This window comes from Streptomyces sp. NPDC014801, assembly GCF_043082085.1.
Classification (GTDB): domain Bacteria; phylum Actinomycetota; class Actinomycetes; order Streptomycetales; family Streptomycetaceae; genus Streptomyces.
Map to the genome: position 1 here is coordinate 113,624 of NZ_JBIBXG010000005.1, position 15,803 is coordinate 129,426.

The window sequence follows — 15,803 nt, forward strand, 5'->3', positions numbered from 1 at the left end:
AGCGCCGTGTGCGTTCCGTTAACTTCCGTGACCCACAGGCCCCGTACATCCCGCACGGGGCGTCCGACCGCGGAGCACCAGCGCCCCCGTCTGCCCCCAGGGACGACACCATGACACGCGCCATCTCCCTGCACGACATCAGCAAGGTCTACGCGAAAGGCGCCCGTGTGGTGGACCGGCTCACGCTGGACATCGCGCCGGGCGAGTTCCTCGTCCTGCTCGGCCCCTCCGGATGCGGCAAGTCCACCGTGCTGCGCATGATCGCCGGCCTGGAGGAGATCACCGAGGGCACCCTGCGGCTGGACGGCGAGTGGGCCAACGACCTGCCGCCCTCCGCCCGGGACATGGCGATGGTGTTCCAGAACTTCGCCCTGTACCCGAGCATGACGAGCCGCGACAACATCGGCTTCCCGCTGCGCATCGAGTCCCCGAACGCGGACCCGGGCCCGCGCGTCGACGCCACCGCGCGGATGCTCGGCATCGAGGACCTGCTCGACCGCTTCCCCGCCCAGCTCTCCGGCGGCGAGCGCCAGCGCGTCGCGATGGGCCGGGCCATCGCCCGCCACCCCTCGGCGTTCCTGATGGACGAGCCGCTGTCCAACCTCGACGCCAAGCTGCGCAACCACCTGCGCGCCGAGATCTCCACGCTCACCCGCGAACTCGGCGTCACCACGGTGTACGTCACCCACGACCAGGGCGAGGCGATGTCCCTGGGCGACCGGGTCGCCGTCATGCGCGGCGGGGTGCTCCAGCAGGTCGGCACCCCGCGCGAGGTCTACGCCCTGCCCCGCAACGTGTTCGTCGCCGCCTTCATCGGCACCCCGCGCATCAACCTGCTGCGCGGCCTGGTGCGCGCCCCGCTGGACGGCGCGATGACGATCAGCCTCGGCAAGCAGTTCCTGCGGCTGCCCGAACCGCTGTCCCTGGACCACCAGTTGCTGCGCGTCCAGCAGGGGCGCGAGGTGATCGTGGGCCTGCGCTCGGAGGCCGTCCGCATCGCCAAGCCGAGCGCCGCCCGGCCCGGCGAGGTGCCGATCACCGGCCTCGTCGAGCACGTGGAGTTCCAGGGCCACGAGAGCCTGGTCCACTTCAACACCGGCTCCAGCCCCGCCGTCGTCCCCGAACTGGAGGCGCCGCGCCCGGTGTCCCGGCCGGTGCGGCGGCGCCGGCGCGACGGCTCGGTGCTGGAGCGGCTGCGCGAGCGGGCGGGGGCGCTGCGGGCCGGGCCCGTCGTCGTGCTGGACCGCCCGGACGAGCCCCTGGCCGAGCCCGCGCCGCCGACCGCCCGGGTCCCCGGCGACCTGGTCGTGCGCACCACGCCGGATCTGCGCCTGCGGCACGGCATGCAGGTGCCGCTGCTGGTCGACCTGGCCCACCTGTTCGTCTTCGACCAGCACGGCGAACGCGTCTGCCCGTCGCCGGACCGGCTGCCGGACCTCGACGAGTGAGCCACCGCACGGCCGTGATGTCATGAGGCGTCTGGCGCACTAAAACTATCGCCGCTAGTTTGTGTGTCGGACCTCCGCACCGGCCCCGAGGAGCACCATGAAGGCACACGACGGCATGTACCTCGACGGCGCCTGGCGCCCCGCAGCGGGCGAGGACGTCATCGAGGTGGTGAACCCGGCCGACGAGCAGGTCATCGCCCGTGTCCCGGCCGGCGGCGCCCTCGACGTGGACAACGCCGTACGGGCCGCCCGTGCGGCGCTGCCCGGCTGGGCCGCCACCGCGCCCGCCGAGCGCGCCGCGCGCCTGGCCGCCCTGCGCGACGCGCTCGCCGCCCGCAAGGACGAGATCGCCGAGACGGTCACCGCCGAACTCGGCTCCCCGCTGCCCTTCTCGCAGAACGTGCACGCGGCCGTCCCGATCGCCGTCGCCGGCTCCTACGCGGAACTGGCCGCGACGCACCCCTTCGAGGAGCGGGCCGGCAACTCCACGGTCCTCCACGAGCCGATCGGCGTCGTCGGCGCGATCACGCCGTGGAACTACCCGCTGCACCAGATCGTCGCCAAGGTCGCCCCCGCCCTCGCCGCGGGCTGCACCGTCGTCCTCAAGCCCGCCGAGGACACCCCGCTGACCGCGCAGCTGTTCGCCGAGGCGGTGCACGAGGCTGGCGTCCCGGCCGGTGTGTTCAACCTGGTCACCGGCCTCGGCCCGGTCGCGGGACAGGCCCTCGCCGAGCACCCCGGCATCGACATGATCTCCTTCACCGGCTCCACCGCGGTCGGCCGCCGGATCGGCGCGGTCGCGGGTGCCGCGATCAAGAAGGTGGCCCTGGAGCTGGGCGGCAAGTCCGCCAACGTCATCCTGCCCTCCGCCGACCTCGCCAAGGCCGTCAACGTCGGCGTCGCCAACGTCATGTCCAACTCCGGGCAGACCTGCAGCGCCTGGACCCGGATGCTGGTCCACCGCGACCGGTACGAGGAGGCCGTCGCCCTCGCCGCGGCCGCCGCCGCCAAGTACGGCGACCGCATCGGCCCGCTGGTCAACGCCAGGCAGCAGGAGCGGGTGCGCGGCTACATCGAGAAGGGCGTCGCCGAGGGCGCCCGGCTGGTCGCCGGCGGCCCCGAGGCCCCGCGCGAGCGCGGCTGGTTCGTCAGCCCGACCGTCTTCGCCGACGTCACCCCCGAGATGACGATCGCGCAGGAGGAGATCTTCGGCCCGGTCCTGTCGATCCTGCGCTACGACGACGAGGAGGACGCCCTGCGCATCGCCAACGGCACGGTCTACGGCCTGGCCGGCGCGGTGTGGGCGGGCGACGAGGCAGAGGCGGTGGCCTTCGCCCGCCGGATGGACACCGGGCAGGTCGACATCAACGGCGGCCGCTTCAACCCGCTCGCCCCCTTCGGCGGCTACAAGCAGTCCGGCGTCGGCCGCGAGCTCGGCGCGCACGGCCTCACCGAGTACCTCCAGACCAAGTCCCTGCAGTTCTAGGAGAGTTCACGTGGTTCGCGCTGCCGTCCTGCCCGCCGTGGGCGCCCCGCTCGAGATCACGGACATCGAGCTGCCCGACCCCGGGCCCGGCCAGGTCCGGGTCCGGCTCGCCGCCGCCGGCGTCTGCCACTCCGACCTGTCGCTGTCCAACGGCACCATGCGAGTGCCGGTGCCCGCCGTGCTCGGCCACGAGGGCGCCGGCACGGTCGTCGCCGTCGGCGAGGGCGTCACGCACCTGGCGCCCGGCGACGGCGTCGTCCTCAACTGGGCCCCGGCCTGCGGCGGTTGCCCCGCCTGCGCGCGCGGCGAGGTGTGGCTGTGCGCCAACGCCCTCAACGGCGCCGCCGCCGTGTACGCCCGCACCGCCGACGGCACCGACCTGCACCCCGGCCTCAATGTCGCGGCCTTCGCCGAGGAGACCGTCGTCGCCGCCTCCTGCGCGCTGCCCCTGCCGCCCGGCATCCCGCTCACCGACGCGGCCCTGCTCGGCTGCGCGGTCCTCACCGGCTACGGCGCCGTCCACCACTCCGCCCGGGTGCGCACCGGCGAGTCCGTCGCGGTGTTCGGCGTCGGGGGAGTGGGTCTGGCCACCCTGCAGTCCGCGCGGATCGCGGGGGCGTCGACGATCGTCGCCGTCGACGTCTCCCCCGAGAAGGAGGAGCTGGCCCGCGCCGCAGGCGCCACGCACTACGTCGTCGCCTCCGAGGACACCGCCCGCGAGATCCGCGGCCTCACCGGCAAGCAGGGCGTGGACGTGGCCGTGGAGTGCGTGGGCCGCGCGGTGTCGATCCGCGCCGCCTGGGACTCCACCCGGCGCGGCGGCCGCACCACGGTCGTCGGCATCGGCGGCAAGGACCAGCAGGTCACCTTCAACGCCCTGGAGATCTTCCACTGGGGCCGCACCCTGTCCGGCTGCGTCTACGGCGACTGCGACCCGGCCGCCGACCTCCCGGTGCTGGCCGAGCACGTGCGGGCCGGACGCCTGGACCTGTCGGCGCTGGTGACCGAGCGCATCGCGCTCGACGGCATCCCGGCGGCCTTCGAGAACATGCTCGCCGGCAAGGGCGGCCGCGCCCTGGTCGTCTTCTAGCACCGGCCGCGCCGGGCCTCCTCCCGGCGCGGCCGACGCCCCGTCCCCGGTCGTGAGCGGCGGCCGACGACCCCCTCCCCGGCCGTGAGCGGCGGCCGGGGCCCCCTCCCCGGCCGTGAGCGGCGGCCGGGGACCCCGGCATGCCCGCGCGCGGAACCCGCCGGGACGTGTGCCACGTACAGGTAAAACTCGGGGTGCCCGACCGGTTGACGTCCATACCGTCCGGTCAGTACGTTCCCGGGAACCTGAGCCGCCCCCCTCCCGTCCCCCGCACCCTTCGGAGTGTGCACGCATGGACACGGCACCTTCCGCTCACCCGCTCACCACCGCACCGGCCCCCGCCGGACACCGCCGCCGCGTCGCCACCGCCGCGGCCCTCGCCTCCGCGGTGGAGTGGTACGACTACTTCGTCTTCGGCATTGCCGCGGCCCTCGTCCTCGGCGACCTCTACTTCCCCGCCGGCAGCGCCTCCGCCGGCGTCCTCGCCTCCTTCGCCACCTTCGCCGTCGGCTTCCTCGCCCGCCCCCTCGGCGGCATCGTCGCCGGGCATCTCGGCGACAAGCGGGGCCGCAAGCCCATGCTGGTCCTCGCCCTCACCCTGATGGGCCTCGCCACGACCGGCATCGGCCTGCTCCCGACCTACGACACGATCGGCGTCGCCGCGCCGATCCTGCTCGTCACCCTGCGCGTCGTGCAGGGCGTCGCCGTCGGCGCCCAGTGGGGCGGCGCGATGCTGCTGGCCACCGAGTACGCCCCCGAGGGCAAGCGGGGCGTGTACGGCAGCGTCGTCCAGCTCGGCGTCCCCATCGGCGTGGTCACCGCCAACACCGTCTTCCTGCTGGCCGGCGCCTTCACCTCCGACGCCGCGTTCGCGTCCTGGGCCTGGCGCGTCCCGTTCCTCGTCGGCCTGCTGGTCCTCGCCCTCGCCTGGTACATCCACGCCCGCGTCGAGGAGACCCCCGAGTTCCGGCAGGCCGAGCAGGAACTCGCGCAGCGGGAGAAGACCGAGTCCGCCTCGCCGCTGCGCGCGATCCTGCGGCACCACCTCGGCACGGTCCTGCTGGCCGGCGGCTCCTTCGCCGTGAACACCGCGACCTTCTACATCCTGATCACCGGCGTCCTCGACTACACCACCCGCGAACTGCACATGAACCGCGGCGCGGTGCTCACCGTCTCGCTCTGCGTCAGCCTCACCCAGCTCGCGCTGATCCCCGCCTCCGCCGCGCTGTCCGACCGCGTCGGCCGCATCCGGATCTACGCGCTCGGCGCGGTCGGCATCGCCGTGTGGGCCGTACCGCTGTTCCTGCTCATCGACACCGGCTCGCTGCTCTGGCTGGCCGTCGGCACCTTCGTCGCCAGCTGCTTCCTCAGCATCATGTACGGCCCTCAAGCCGCCCTGTTCGCCGAGCTGTTCACCCCCGAGATGCGCTACACCGGCGCCTCGCTGGGCTACCAGATCGCCGCCGTGGCCGGCGGCGGGCTCGCGCCGTTCGTGATGGTGCTGCTGCTGGAGGCGAGCGGCACCTCGATGTCCGTCGCCGGCTACATCATCGGCCTGTCCGTCATCGCCCTGCTGTCCATCAAGGTGCTCGCCTCCCGCGCCCGCTCACGCTGAGCCGCGGGCCCTCACGCCGACTCGCGGGCCTGCTCGGGTCGTGACGACCCGGCCGCCACCACCCGGGCGGCCCGCGACCGGGACCGGGACACCGCCACACCGGCCAGGCACAGCACGCCGCCCGCCAGCGTGAGCAGCCCCGGGACCTCGCCGAGGAAGAGCCACGACATCCCCACCACCAGCGCCGGCACCGCGTAGGTGGTCGCGCCCATCCGGCTCGCGGTCGTCCGGGACAGGGCGTACGCCCACGTGGTGAACGCCAGCGCCGTCGGGAACACCCCCAGATAGACCATGTTCAGCGTCGCCGACACCGGCGCGCCGGCCGCCTCGTGCACCAGCTGCCCCGCGAACGGCAGGCACACCACCGCGCCGATCGCGCAGCCCGACGCGGTCACCTGCAGCGGCGTCGCCCGGCCCAGCGCCGGCTTCTGGGCGACGACACCGCCCGCGTAGGCGATCGCGGCCAGCAGGCACAGCACCACCCCGAGCACCGAGGAACCGCCCTCGCCGGACATCGACAGACCCACGGTGACCGCGCCCGCGAACGACACCGCCATCCCCGCCAGCAGCCGCGGCGGCATCGGGTCGCCGAGCAGCCGCGAGCCGAGCAGCGCGATCAGGATCGGCCCGATGTTAACCACCAGGGCGGCCGTCCCGGCGTCCACCTGCTGTTCGCCCCAGTTCAGGACGACCATGTAGAAGCCGAACCACAGCACTCCGGACACCGCGATCCCGCGCCAGGCCGCGCGCGGCGGCCACCCCTCACGCCGTATCAGGCAGAGCAGCCCGAGCGCGAGCGCGCCCGACAGCAGCCGTCCGAGCGCCAGCGCGCCGGGGGAGTAGGCGGCGCCGGCGCTGCGGATGGAGACGAAGGCGGAGGCCCACAGGACCACGGTGACCGTGGCCGCTGCCGCGGCGAGCAGCTCGGGACGGCGGGCGGGGGAGGTGCGCATCATGCTCCCGAGGCTAGGCGGAGAGTCGGTCATGGGTCTCGCGGATTTCGGACCTGACGGCGTGGGGCCGTACCGGGCCGGCCGTCGTCGCGACCGCGCGGGCTCGGTGCCCGCCGGGCCGTGCGGGGCGGGCCGTGCGGGGCGGGCCGTGCCCGCCGGGCCGTGCGGGGCGGGCGGTCATCGCAGTCGCGCGGGCTCGATGCCCAGCAGTTCCGACAGCGCGCGCTCGCCCGCCGCCGTCACCTTCACCGCCCGCTCGGAGCCGATGCGCACGCACCAGCCCGCGTCCAGGGCGTGCCGGCACAGCGCGGCGCCCGCCACCCCGGCCAGGTGGGGCCGCCGTTCGGTCCAGTCGAGGCAGGCCCGCGCGAGCGGCCGGCGTCCGGCCCGTGCGAGCGGGATCCCGGCGGTGCCGAACCACGCCACTCCGTCGTCCGTGAGGGCGAACCCGGTGTCCTGCCGCAGCAGCCCGCGCTCGGTGAGGGCGTCGGTCACCGTGATGCCGAGCCGCCCGGCGAGATGGTCGTAGCAGGTACGGCCGCGGGCCATGGCGGACCCGGCGCTCGCCGCGCGCAGCGACCGGGGCCGGACCACCGCGTCCTGCGCCACCTGCGCCGCGAGGTCCTCCACCAGGTGCGCGACCCGGGCGTCGGCGAGCCGGACGTAGCGGTGGCGGCCCTGGCGCTCCTCGGCGAGCAGCCCCCCGGCGACGAGCCTGCCGAGGTGCTCGCTGAGCGTGGACGGGGCGACGCCGGCGTGCCGGGCCAGCTCACCGGCGGTCCAGGCCCGCCCGTCGAGCAGCGCGAGCAGGCACGCGGCCCGGGTCTCGTCCGCGATCAGCGCGGCCAGCCGGGCCAGTCCCGGCGCCTGGGGGTCCCTCGAGGTCATGCGCTCCAGCATGCGGCACGGACCCTTCGGCGCCCACCGAAATGTCCTCGCTCCGCCGGCGGTGCGCGACGTGTCCCGGTCCGCCGGCGGCCGGCGGCGTCTTCCCGGTCCGCCGCCAGCCGGCGGCGTGTCCTCAGGCCGCCAGCAGCTCGTACTGGCGGGCCAGGCCGTCCAGCAGCGCCGTCAGACCGGTCTCGAAGGCCCGCTCGTCGATCTTCTCCTGCTGTTCGGCGAGCAGGTGGGCCTGGCCGAGGTGCGGGTAGTCGGCGGGGTCGTAGGCGCTCGGGTCCTCCACGAAGCCGGCGGCGAAGGAGCCGAGCGCGGAGCCCATGATGAAGTACCGCATCAGCGCGCCGATGCTGGTGGCGTGCGCGGGCGGCCAGCCCGCGTCGACCATCGCGCCGTAGACGGCGTCGGCGAGGCGCAGTCCGGCGGGGCGGCGGCCGGGGCCGCGGGCCAGGACGGGGACGATGTTCGGGTGGTCGCGCAGAGCGGCCCGGTAGGAGACGGCCCACTGGTGCAGCGCGGTCCGCCAGTCGCGGCCGTCCTGGAACATCGACAGGTCGACCTGGGCGCTCACGGAGTCCGCGACCGCCTCCAGGATCTCGTCCTTGGTCCGGAAGTGGTTGTACAGGGACGGTCCGCTCACGCCCAGTTCGGCGGCCAGCCGGCGGGTGGAGACGGCCGCGAGGCCCTCGGCGTCGACGAGTTCCCGCGCCGTTTCCACGATGCGGTCGGTGCTCAGCAGGGGCTTGCGCGGTCGGGCCATGGCGCACATAGTAGGGCTGCGGATTGAAACTAGCAGTGCTAATTTAAATCTGTAGCTTTCAAGGTCGTTCGTCTGGTGGGGTGATCGCGTGGTGAACCTGGAGCTGAGCGAGGAGCAGGCAGCCGTACGCCGGCTCGCGCGGGACTTCGTGGAGCGGGAGATCGCTCCCCACGTGGTCGCCTGGGACCGTGGTGAGGAGGTCGACCGGGGCATCGTGAAGAAACTCGGCGAGGTCGGCTTCCTGGGCCTGACGATCGACGAGACCTACGGCGGCTCGGGCGGCGACCACCTCGCCTACTGCCTGGTGACCGAGGAACTCGGCCGGGGCGACTCCTCCGTGCGGGGGATCGTCTCCGTCTCCCTCGGCCTGGTCGCCAAGACCATCGCCGCCTGGGGCGACGAGGAGCAGAAGCGGCGGTGGCTGCCCGGCCTCACCGCCGGGGAACTCGTCGGCTGCTTCGGCCTGACCGAGCCCGGCACCGGCTCCGACGCGGGCAACCTCGCCACCCGTGCGGTGCGCGACGGCGACGCCTACGTCCTGAACGGCACCAAGATGTTCATCACCAACGGCACCTGGGCCGACGTGGTGCTGCTCTTCGCGCGCTCCACCGACGCCCCCGGGCACAAGGGCGTGACCGCCTTCCTCGTCCCCACCGACACGCCCGGTCTCACCCGGCGCACCATCCACGGCAAGCTCGGCCTGCGTGGCCAGGCCACCGCCGAGCTGGTCCTTCAGGACGTCCGCGTCCCGGCGTCGGCGATGCTCGGCGAGGAGGGGCAGGGGTTCAAGGTCGCGATGTCGGCGCTCGCCAAGGGGCGGATGTCGGTCGCGGCGGGCTGCGTCGGCATCGCGCAGGCCGCGCTGGACGCCGCCGTGCGCTACGCCGGCGAGCGCGAGCAGTTCGGCAAGCCCATCGCCCGCCACCAGCTGGTGCAGGAGCTGATCAGCGACATCGCCGTCGACGTGGACGCGGCCCGGCTGCTGACCTGGCGGGTCGCCGACCTCATCGACCGCGGGCAGCCGTTCGCCGTCGAGTCCTCCAAGGCCAAGCTGTTCGCCTCCGAGGCCGCGGTGCGCGCCGCCAACAACGCGCTGCAGGTCTTCGGCGGCTACGGCTACATCGACGAGTACCCGGTGGGCAAGCTGCTGCGCGACGCCCGTGTGATGACCCTCTACGAGGGCACCAGCCAGATCCAGAAGCTGGTGATCGGCCGGGCGCTGACCGGTGTCTCGGCGTTCTGAAGGCGCGGAGCACCGAGCGGGTTGAGTACGTCCTGAGTATCCCGGCGGATGTGGCGGGCGCCACGTCCGCCGACTCTGGTCCCCATGAGTGACACACCGGTCAAGCAGCAGAGCACGGCCGCCTTCCACGGCCAGGCCGTCGCGTCCTTCGCCGTGGCCATGACGGCCACCGCCATCGGCATCTTCCGGCTGAACGCCGACGCCTGGGTCCGCGGCTTCCTCGCCATCGCGGTCCTCTACCTCGTCACCTCCGCCTTCACCCTCGCCAAGGTGATCCGCGACCGGCAGGAGGCCGGGCAGATCGTCAGCCGGGTGGACCAGGCGCGCCTGGAGAAGCTCCTCGCCGAGCACGACCCGTTCGAGAAGCTCTGAGCCGCGCACGACCCGTTCGGGGAAGCGCCGGTCCGGGAAGCTCTGACCGTGCGGCCCAGCCGTGACCGGCTGGTCTAAGCGGCCGCTCACCTTCGGCGGTATGGTGGTGTCCCTGTCAGTGGAAGGGGCGAGCAGCAGATGAGTACGGCGGAGGAGACGACCGGCGGCGAGGCCGAGCCGTGGGACGAGGTCACCCCTGAGGCGGCCCGGCGGCTGCTGGTCGCGGCCGTGGAGGCCTTCGCCGAGCGCGGGTACCACGCGACGACCACCCGGGACATCGCCGGCCGGGCCGGGATGAGCCCGGCCGCGCTCTACATCCACTACAAGACCAAGGAGGAGCTCCTCCACCGGATCAGCCGTATCGGCCACGACCGCGCGCTGGACATCCTGCGCACGGCGGCCCGCGGCGAGGGCACCGCCGCCGAGCGGCTCGCCGAGGGCGTCAGCTCCTTCGTCCGCTGGCACGCGGGCCGGCGCACCACCGCGCGGGTCGTGCAGTACGAGCTGGACGCCCTCGGCCCCGAGGCCCGCGCCGAGATCCTCGCGCTGCGCCGCCAGGTCGACGCCGAGGTGCGGGGCATCATCGAGGAGGGCGTGGCGAGCGGCGAGTTCGACGTGCTCGACGTGCACGGCACCACCCTCGCGGTGCTCTCGCTGTGCATCGACGTCGCCCGCTGGTTCAACGTGAACGGCCCCCGGACGCCCGAGGAGGTCGGCGCGCTGTACGCCGACCTCGTGCTGCGGATGGTGGGGGCGAAGTAGCCCCCCGGCCGGCCGCGGGCGGGCTACAGGTAGTAGCGCGCCACGGACTCCGCGACGCACACGGGCTTGTCGCCGCCCTCGCGTTCCACGGTGAAGGCGACGGTCACCTGGACCCCGCCCGGCACGTCCTCGACGCCGGTGATCGTCGCCGTGGCGCGCAGCCGGGAGCCGACCGGGACGGGGGCGGGGAAACGGACCTTGTTGGTGCCGTAGTTCACGCCCATCTTCACGCCCTCGACGGCGATCAGCTGGGGGCCGAACAGGGGCAGCAGCGACAGGGTGAGGTAGCCGTGCGCGATGGTCGTCCCGAACGGGCCCGCGGCGGCCTTCTCCGGGTCGACGTGGATCCACTGGTGGTCGCCGGTGGCCTCCGCGAACAGATCGATCCGCTTCTGGTCGATCTCCACCCAGTCGGTGTGACCCAGCTGCTCGCCCACCGCCGCCTTGAGCTCGTCGGTGGACGTGAAGATCCTCGGCTCTGCCATGGTCCGGCCTCTCGCGTCGCCTGTCGCAGGGTCCGGCCCGGCGCGTGCCGGACCGGATGTGCTCATGTCTGAGCGCTCATGTCTAAGCAACTGCTTAGCATGCTGCTCCGGGGAGCCCCTGTCAACGGACCGGCGGTGTGACGTGGTGGGTAGGCTTCGAGGGGTGCCCCAGATTCCCGAGAAGATCCACGAACTCACGGTCGGCCAGCTCGCCGCCCGCAGCGGCGCCGCCGTCTCCGCCCTGCACTTCTACGAGGCCAAGGGACTGATCCACAGCCGGCGCACCTCGGGCAACCAGCGCCGCTACACCCGCGACACGCTGCGCCGGGTCGCCTTCATCCGGGCCGCGCAACGGGTGGGCATCCCGCTGGCCACGATCCGCGAAGCGCTCGCCGAACTCCCCGAGGAACGCACCCCGACCCGGGCGGACTGGGCGCGCCTGTCCGAGGCCTGGCGCTCCGAGCTGGACGAGCGCATCAAGCAGCTCAACCGTCTGCGCGACCACCTCACCGACTGCATCGGCTGCGGCTGCCTGTCCCTGGAGAACTGCGTCCTGTCCAACCCCGACGACGTCTTCGGCGACCGCCTCACCGGCTCCCGGCTGCTGGCGGAACCGAAACGCTGAGTCCAGGCCGGCCCGGCCGACGCGCGCGGGTTCGCGGTACGGCACGCCGGCCGGGTGCCGGAGGGGGTGTGGCGTGCCGGCCGGGTGCCGGACCGGGCGTGGCGTGCCGGCCGGGTGCCGGACCGGGCGTGGCGTGCCGGAGGGGGCGCGGCCTCCCCGTCACTCGAATTCCGTGCCGCCCTTGCGGGTCAGGTAGGCCGGGCTCACCGCCTTCGCTATCGCCCGGCCCCCGGTCACGGGGCTGTGGCGCTCCACGGCGGGCCGGACCACCACGCCCTCCCGCAGATGCAGGCCGCGGCCGGAGACGGTCTCGCGACCGGTCGCCCACTCCAGCACCCGGTCGATGTCGAACGGCCCCTCGTACAGCCGCGGCACCAGCGGCAGCTCCCCGGCGAGCAGCTCCGCCGGGTCCAGCCACCGCACGATCCCGTCGATCTCCGCACAGACGTCGAACACCGCGTACCCGAGCGCGTCGTCCCGCCGCCCGTCGGCGCCGTACGTCAGGTCCTGCACGCCCGCGCCGTAGACCTCGCCGAAGACGCCGACCCGGCGCGCCCCGAGCCGCCCGGCGAGCCGGGCCGCCGCCTCGGCGACCCCGTGCGCCCGCACCGCCCGCCAGTACAGGTTGCGCGGGTCCTCCTTCAGCGCCAGGGACCGGGAGCCGAAGCCCTTGGACGACACGTGCACCCGGTCGGCGTCCGCCACGTACGTCACGAGACACGCGGACCCGTGCAGCTTCTCCGTCAGCACCACCGGCTCGCCCGGCGCGAAGACGTCCGGGTACCGCCGGATGTTCTCGATGTCCACCCACGGCAGCAGCTCGGGCGCGGACTCCACCTCGCCGTTCATCGTCGGCGGCACCGGCGGCACCCACTTGGTGACGCCCAGCAGCTCCGCGAAGTCCGTCCCCTCCTGCGCCGCCCGCATCAGGTCCACCCCGGCCAGCGCCCTCGGCCGGCAGACGATGCCCTGCGACAGCTCGCCGCGCAGCCGTACCGCCTTGACCCGGTTGGCCGCGCCGCCCGCCAGCCGCCCCGTCAGCCCCAGCTCCTCGATCAGCCCGGCCGGCAGCACGGCCTGCTCGGGGATGTAGAGGGCGGCTTCGCCGGTGCGGTACGCGCCCTTGGCGACGACCGCGCGGTACAGGCCCACCTGGGCCAGCTCCAGCGCGTCGGCGTTCGGATGCTCGTGGACGGTCAGCACTTCGGCGGTGACGCGGAGCGTCGACATCGGTAACTCCCCAGCGGTTCAGTCGTGTTCGGGTGTGTGTGTCATCGCCTTTCACTGTCCGGACGGCAAACCGCTGGAGCGAACGGATTACCGGCTGCTAGCGTCACGCTCTTCGGCCGGCGCGCGCCGCCGCGTCCGGAGTCCTGACGGGACCGAACCACCATGCGCACAGCCGCGCTTGCCGCCGCCCTCGCCGACCTCGACACCGTCTTCAACGGCTTCGCCAGCCCCCGAGAGCAGGGCTGCCCCCGCTGCCACACGCCGGAGGAGACCGCGTATCTGCGCACGCCGTACACGCGGGTGCCGCCGGACGTGCTGCGCCGGTACGTCTTCGAGGTGCCGGACCACTTCGACGACCACGCCGCCTCGATGCGCCGCCTGCTGCCCCAGGCCGCGCACGCCATGGCCGACGGCACCCTGGACGGGATCGGCTGGGGCGCCCACGGGCTCGTCCGGGCGGACTGGCGGTCCTGGCCGGCCGAGCAGGCGGCGGCGATCGAGGCGTTCCTGCACGCCTGGTGGCAGGAGGTGCTGACCACACCCGAGCCGCCGTACCCCGCGCCGGACGTCTTCGAGACCTGCGGCGCCATCGCCCGCCGCGCGACCCCCTTCCTCGACACCTGGCCGCAGGGCCCGGCCGCCGACGCCCACCTCGTGCGGTGCGCCGACACCTGGCTCTACCACCTCGTCGTGGACCAGTCCCCGTTCACCTGGTGGGACCACACGAGCGAGGACGCCGCCGTCGCCGAGCTGTGCACCTGGCTGTCCGGCCCCGGCGCCGCCCGTCTGCGCGCCGTCGGCGAGGACGACCTGGCGATCCGCGCCGAACTGCTGGCCCTGCCTCACGACGAGCGCTGGGCGCACCCGTACTGGTACAACGCCTCCTCGACCAACTGAGCGTTGGAGTCGGCCGGTCGCCCGTCGGGCAGCAGCAGCGTGTCCTCCAGCCCGATCCGGGTCGCCGGCCCCAGCCGCCCCGCCAGCCGCAGCACCGGCCAGGCGCCGCCGTCCTCGCCGTGCAGCAGCACCGGCCGGCCGTGGGCCCGCGGGCCTCCCGTACCGTCGCCCGGCCGCGTGTGGCCGGGCGACGCGCCCAGCTCGGCGAGCAGCGCCCTTGCCGTGTCCTCGGCCGTACCGGGGTCGGGGTCCATGACCTCGGCCAGCACGCGCAGCACCTTCGGCGCGAGCGGGGAGCGGGCCAGGCGGGCCGCGCCGTCGGTGCCCGACCACACGCCCGCCTCGACGCCCACGCCGAGACCGAGCAGGGCGGCGGCGACCTCCTCGGCGCCCGGTTCGTGCCAGTTGACCGAGGCGTGGTCGGGCAGCACCGTCCAGCTGCGGATGCGTGCCACCCGGGCGGCCGGATCGGGCTCCGCCCAGGCGCCGGTGGTCACGCCCACGGGGACGGCCACCCGCGCGCGGATCGCCTCCAGGGCCGGCCCCACCACGCGGGGCGACAGGGAGTCGTGCCCGCACGGCGTCCTCGGATGGACGTGGAGGTCCGTGGCCCCGGCCGCGACCGCGCGCTCGGCGGCCTCCGCGAGCTCCGCCGGGGTGCGCGGCACCACCGCGCCGTCACCGGCGCCCCGGGTTCCGTTCAGACAGGCCTGCATCATGCTCCGATCGTGCCGGCCGGGACCGACAACAGGCCGACGGGGACGAGGCGTCCCGGGTGATGGGGGTGCGGCATCCCCGGCGCACCCCCGCCGCGCGGACGCACGGCCGTACCGCCGACCCGGGGCGGCACACCGCGGTGCGCCCCGGCCGGGCCCGGTCGTGAGCCGCGGGGTTCCCCCGGACGGCCCCGGTCGTGAGCCCCCGGGGTTCCCCCGGACGGCTCGGTCGCGAGCCCCGAGGTCCCCCGCACGGCTCCGGTCACGAGCCCTGGAGTTCCCCCGGCACGGCCCCCGGTCACGAGCCCCGGAGTTCCCCGGACGGCTCCGGTCACGAGCCCTGGAGTTCCCCCGGCACGGCCCCCGGTCACGAGCCCCGGAGTTCCCCGGACGGCTCCGGTCACGAGCCGCGGGGTCCCCCGCACGACTCCGGTCACGAGCCCCGGAGTTCCCCGCGTGGCCCCGGTCGCGAGCCCCGCGCGGCCTCGCCTCAGGCGGACACCAGCAGCCGGCCGAAGCGGGCCTGCGCCAGTGCCTCCGGTGTCAGCACCGGGCGCGGCACCAGGATGCCGCAGTCCGCGCAGACCGGCCCCGACGACGGCTCGTGGTCCAGGCCGTAGCGCCACACCAGGCGCGTCCCGTCGCACACCGGGCAGGCCGCGCCCGGCTCGCGCTCCAGGGCCGCGATGAGCCGGCGCAGCACCTCCGCCAGCGGCTCGCGCGGGTGCACCCGCGGGTCGTCGCACCAGGCGACCCCGAAGCCGCCCCAGGTCATCCGGTGCCAGTCGTCCACGGTGCCGGGCCTGCGCAGCCCGTCGTGCTTCTCCTTCCTGCGCCGCTCGGCGAACTCCACCTCATAGGCGAGCCACACCGACCGCGCCTGCTCCAGCTCCTCCAGCGCGGCCACGAGCCGCGCCGGGTCGGGCGCCCTGTCCTCGGGTCCGAACCCCCACCGGGTGCACAGGTGGTCCCAGGTCGCCCTGTGCCCGTAGGGCGCGAACCGCTCGAGGCACTTGCGCAACGAGTAGCGGCGTAGCGCCAGATCACACCGCGGATCGCGTACCTGTCTCGCCAGACTCCGGAAACCGGCCATCGCCTTGCACCTCCGTCACACCTGCACCTGTACTTCGGTCACATCGGCGTCGTCGTACGGACGTCGCCGAGTAGACGTATCGACACGCGATTCGGCTCCATCCGTTTTCCGATGCCGTCCATAAGCCGCCC

General features: G+C 74.2%; 16 protein-coding genes. 9 read left to right on the forward strand and 7 right to left on the reverse strand.

Going from position 1 to position 15,803, the window contains the following annotated elements; translation table 11 throughout:
* Positions 1-110 precede the first annotated feature (110 nt).
* The 4 genes from ACF1AL_RS12845 to ACF1AL_RS12860 all read left to right on the forward strand — a co-directional run bounded on the left by ACF1AL_RS12845 (position 111) and on the right by ACF1AL_RS12860 (position 5,639).
* Complete coding sequence (locus tag ACF1AL_RS12845; protein ID WP_366836221.1) at positions 111-1,448, forward strand: ABC transporter ATP-binding protein; 1,338 nt, start codon at positions 111-113, stop codon at positions 1,446-1,448.
* A gap of 97 nt (positions 1,449-1,545) precedes the next feature.
* Positions 1,546-2,934: an aldehyde dehydrogenase family protein gene (locus tag ACF1AL_RS12850; protein WP_366836220.1), complete on the forward strand. Its 1,389-nt coding sequence runs from the start codon at positions 1,546-1,548 to the stop codon at positions 2,932-2,934.
* Between the two features lie 10 nt (positions 2,935-2,944).
* Positions 2,945-4,024, forward strand: coding sequence for a Zn-dependent alcohol dehydrogenase (locus tag ACF1AL_RS12855; protein WP_391780553.1), 1,080 nt, complete (start codon positions 2,945-2,947; stop codon positions 4,022-4,024).
* 292 nt (positions 4,025-4,316) lie between these two features.
* Complete coding sequence (locus ACF1AL_RS12860) at positions 4,317-5,639, forward strand: MFS transporter (RefSeq protein WP_391703085.1); 1,323 nt, start codon at positions 4,317-4,319, stop codon at positions 5,637-5,639.
* 11 nt (positions 5,640-5,650) lie between these two features.
* Here ACF1AL_RS12860 and ACF1AL_RS12865 read toward each other — a convergent pair whose 3' ends face one another.
* The 3 genes from ACF1AL_RS12865 to ACF1AL_RS12875 form a co-directional block, all read right to left on the reverse strand.
* Complete coding sequence (locus ACF1AL_RS12865) at positions 5,651-6,592, reverse strand: DMT family transporter (RefSeq protein WP_366836322.1); 942 nt, start codon at positions 6,590-6,592, stop codon at positions 5,651-5,653.
* A gap of 177 nt (positions 6,593-6,769) precedes the next feature.
* Complete coding sequence (locus ACF1AL_RS12870; protein WP_386418757.1) at positions 6,770-7,480, reverse strand: ArsR/SmtB family transcription factor; 711 nt, start codon at positions 7,478-7,480, stop codon at positions 6,770-6,772.
* A 133-nt stretch (positions 7,481-7,613) separates the two neighbouring features.
* On the reverse strand, positions 7,614-8,249 hold the full coding sequence (locus ACF1AL_RS12875; RefSeq protein ID WP_384207733.1) for a TetR/AcrR family transcriptional regulator: 636 nt from the start codon (positions 8,247-8,249) through the stop codon (positions 7,614-7,616).
* 91 nt (positions 8,250-8,340) lie between these two features.
* Between ACF1AL_RS12875 and ACF1AL_RS12880 the strand changes: the two genes are divergently transcribed.
* The 3 genes from ACF1AL_RS12880 (at position 8,341) to ACF1AL_RS12890 (ending at position 10,626) form a co-directional block, all read left to right on the forward strand.
* Complete coding sequence (locus ACF1AL_RS12880) at positions 8,341-9,492, forward strand: acyl-CoA dehydrogenase family protein (RefSeq protein ID WP_366836321.1); 1,152 nt, start codon at positions 8,341-8,343, stop codon at positions 9,490-9,492.
* An 84-nt stretch (positions 9,493-9,576) separates the two neighbouring features.
* Entirely contained in the window at positions 9,577-9,864 is a 288-nt protein-coding gene (locus tag ACF1AL_RS12885) for a YiaA/YiaB family inner membrane protein (RefSeq protein ID WP_366836215.1), read from the forward strand.
* A 138-nt stretch (positions 9,865-10,002) separates the two neighbouring features.
* Positions 10,003-10,626, forward strand: coding sequence for a TetR/AcrR family transcriptional regulator (locus ACF1AL_RS12890; protein ID WP_384207735.1), 624 nt, complete (start codon positions 10,003-10,005; stop codon positions 10,624-10,626).
* 23 nt (positions 10,627-10,649) lie between these two features.
* On the opposite strand, the gene ACF1AL_RS12895 is transcribed toward ACF1AL_RS12890, so the two are convergent.
* Positions 10,650-11,111, reverse strand: coding sequence for a MaoC family dehydratase (locus ACF1AL_RS12895; RefSeq protein WP_366836212.1), 462 nt, complete (start codon positions 11,109-11,111; stop codon positions 10,650-10,652).
* A 163-nt stretch (positions 11,112-11,274) separates the two neighbouring features.
* Here ACF1AL_RS12895 and soxR point away from each other — a divergent pair, with 163 nt between their 5' ends.
* Positions 11,275-11,736, forward strand: a complete 462-nt coding sequence (gene soxR / locus ACF1AL_RS12900) for a redox-sensitive transcriptional activator SoxR (RefSeq protein ID WP_366836211.1) — start codon at positions 11,275-11,277, stop codon at positions 11,734-11,736.
* Positions 11,737-11,895: 159 nt separating this feature from the next.
* Here the strand turns inward: soxR and ACF1AL_RS12905 are convergent, their stop codons facing one another.
* Complete coding sequence (locus ACF1AL_RS12905; RefSeq protein ID WP_391825928.1) at positions 11,896-12,966, reverse strand: RNA ligase (ATP); 1,071 nt, start codon at positions 12,964-12,966, stop codon at positions 11,896-11,898.
* Positions 12,967-13,128: 162 nt separating this feature from the next.
* Between ACF1AL_RS12905 and ACF1AL_RS12910 the strand changes: the two genes are divergently transcribed.
* A complete protein-coding gene (locus ACF1AL_RS12910; protein ID WP_391825929.1) occupies positions 13,129-13,863 on the forward strand; it encodes a hypothetical protein in 735 nt (244 codons plus the stop codon).
* Here the strand turns inward: ACF1AL_RS12910 and ACF1AL_RS12915 are convergent.
* Entirely contained in the window at positions 13,809-14,582 is a 774-nt protein-coding gene (locus tag ACF1AL_RS12915) for a 3-keto-5-aminohexanoate cleavage protein (protein ID WP_391825930.1), read from the reverse strand. The genes ACF1AL_RS12910 and ACF1AL_RS12915 overlap by 55 nt on opposite strands.
* A gap of 487 nt (positions 14,583-15,069) precedes the next feature.
* Positions 15,070-15,672 (reverse strand): hypothetical protein, encoded by a 603-nt coding sequence (locus ACF1AL_RS12920; protein WP_391825931.1) that lies wholly within the window; start codon positions 15,670-15,672, stop codon positions 15,070-15,072.
* Positions 15,673-15,803: the final 131 nt, after the last annotated feature.

Excerpts from the sequence above, each read along its gene's own strand:
- ACF1AL_RS12870 (WP_386418757.1), bottom strand. The coding sequence starts at position 7,480 with ATGACCTCGAGGGACCCCCAGGCGCCGGGACTGGCCCGGCTGGCCGCG.
- ACF1AL_RS12875 (WP_384207733.1), bottom strand. The coding sequence starts at position 8,249 with ATGGCCCGACCGCGCAAGCCCCTGCTGAGCACCGACCGCATCGTGGAA.
- ACF1AL_RS12865 (WP_366836322.1), bottom strand. The coding sequence starts at position 6,592 with ATGCGCACCTCCCCCGCCCGCCGTCCCGAGCTGCTCGCCGCGGCAGCG.
- ACF1AL_RS12850 (WP_366836220.1), top strand. The coding sequence starts at position 1,546 with ATGAAGGCACACGACGGCATGTACCTCGACGGCGCCTGGCGCCCCGCA.
- ACF1AL_RS12845 (WP_366836221.1), top strand. The coding sequence starts at position 111 with ATGACACGCGCCATCTCCCTGCACGACATCAGCAAGGTCTACGCGAAA.
- ACF1AL_RS12860 (WP_391703085.1), top strand. The coding sequence starts at position 4,317 with ATGGACACGGCACCTTCCGCTCACCCGCTCACCACCGCACCGGCCCCC.
- ACF1AL_RS12905 (WP_391825928.1), bottom strand. The coding sequence starts at position 12,966 with ATGTCGACGCTCCGCGTCACCGCCGAAGTGCTGACCGTCCACGAGCAT.
- ACF1AL_RS12910 (WP_391825929.1), top strand. The coding sequence starts at position 13,129 with ATGCGCACAGCCGCGCTTGCCGCCGCCCTCGCCGACCTCGACACCGTC.
- ACF1AL_RS12890 (WP_384207735.1), top strand. The coding sequence starts at position 10,003 with ATGAGTACGGCGGAGGAGACGACCGGCGGCGAGGCCGAGCCGTGGGAC.
- ACF1AL_RS12895 (WP_366836212.1), bottom strand. The coding sequence starts at position 11,111 with ATGGCAGAGCCGAGGATCTTCACGTCCACCGACGAGCTCAAGGCGGCG.
- ACF1AL_RS12920 (WP_391825931.1), bottom strand. The coding sequence starts at position 15,672 with ATGGCCGGTTTCCGGAGTCTGGCGAGACAGGTACGCGATCCGCGGTGT.
- ACF1AL_RS12885 (WP_366836215.1), top strand. The coding sequence starts at position 9,577 with ATGAGTGACACACCGGTCAAGCAGCAGAGCACGGCCGCCTTCCACGGC.
- ACF1AL_RS12915 (WP_391825930.1), bottom strand. The coding sequence starts at position 14,582 with ATGATGCAGGCCTGTCTGAACGGAACCCGGGGCGCCGGTGACGGCGCG.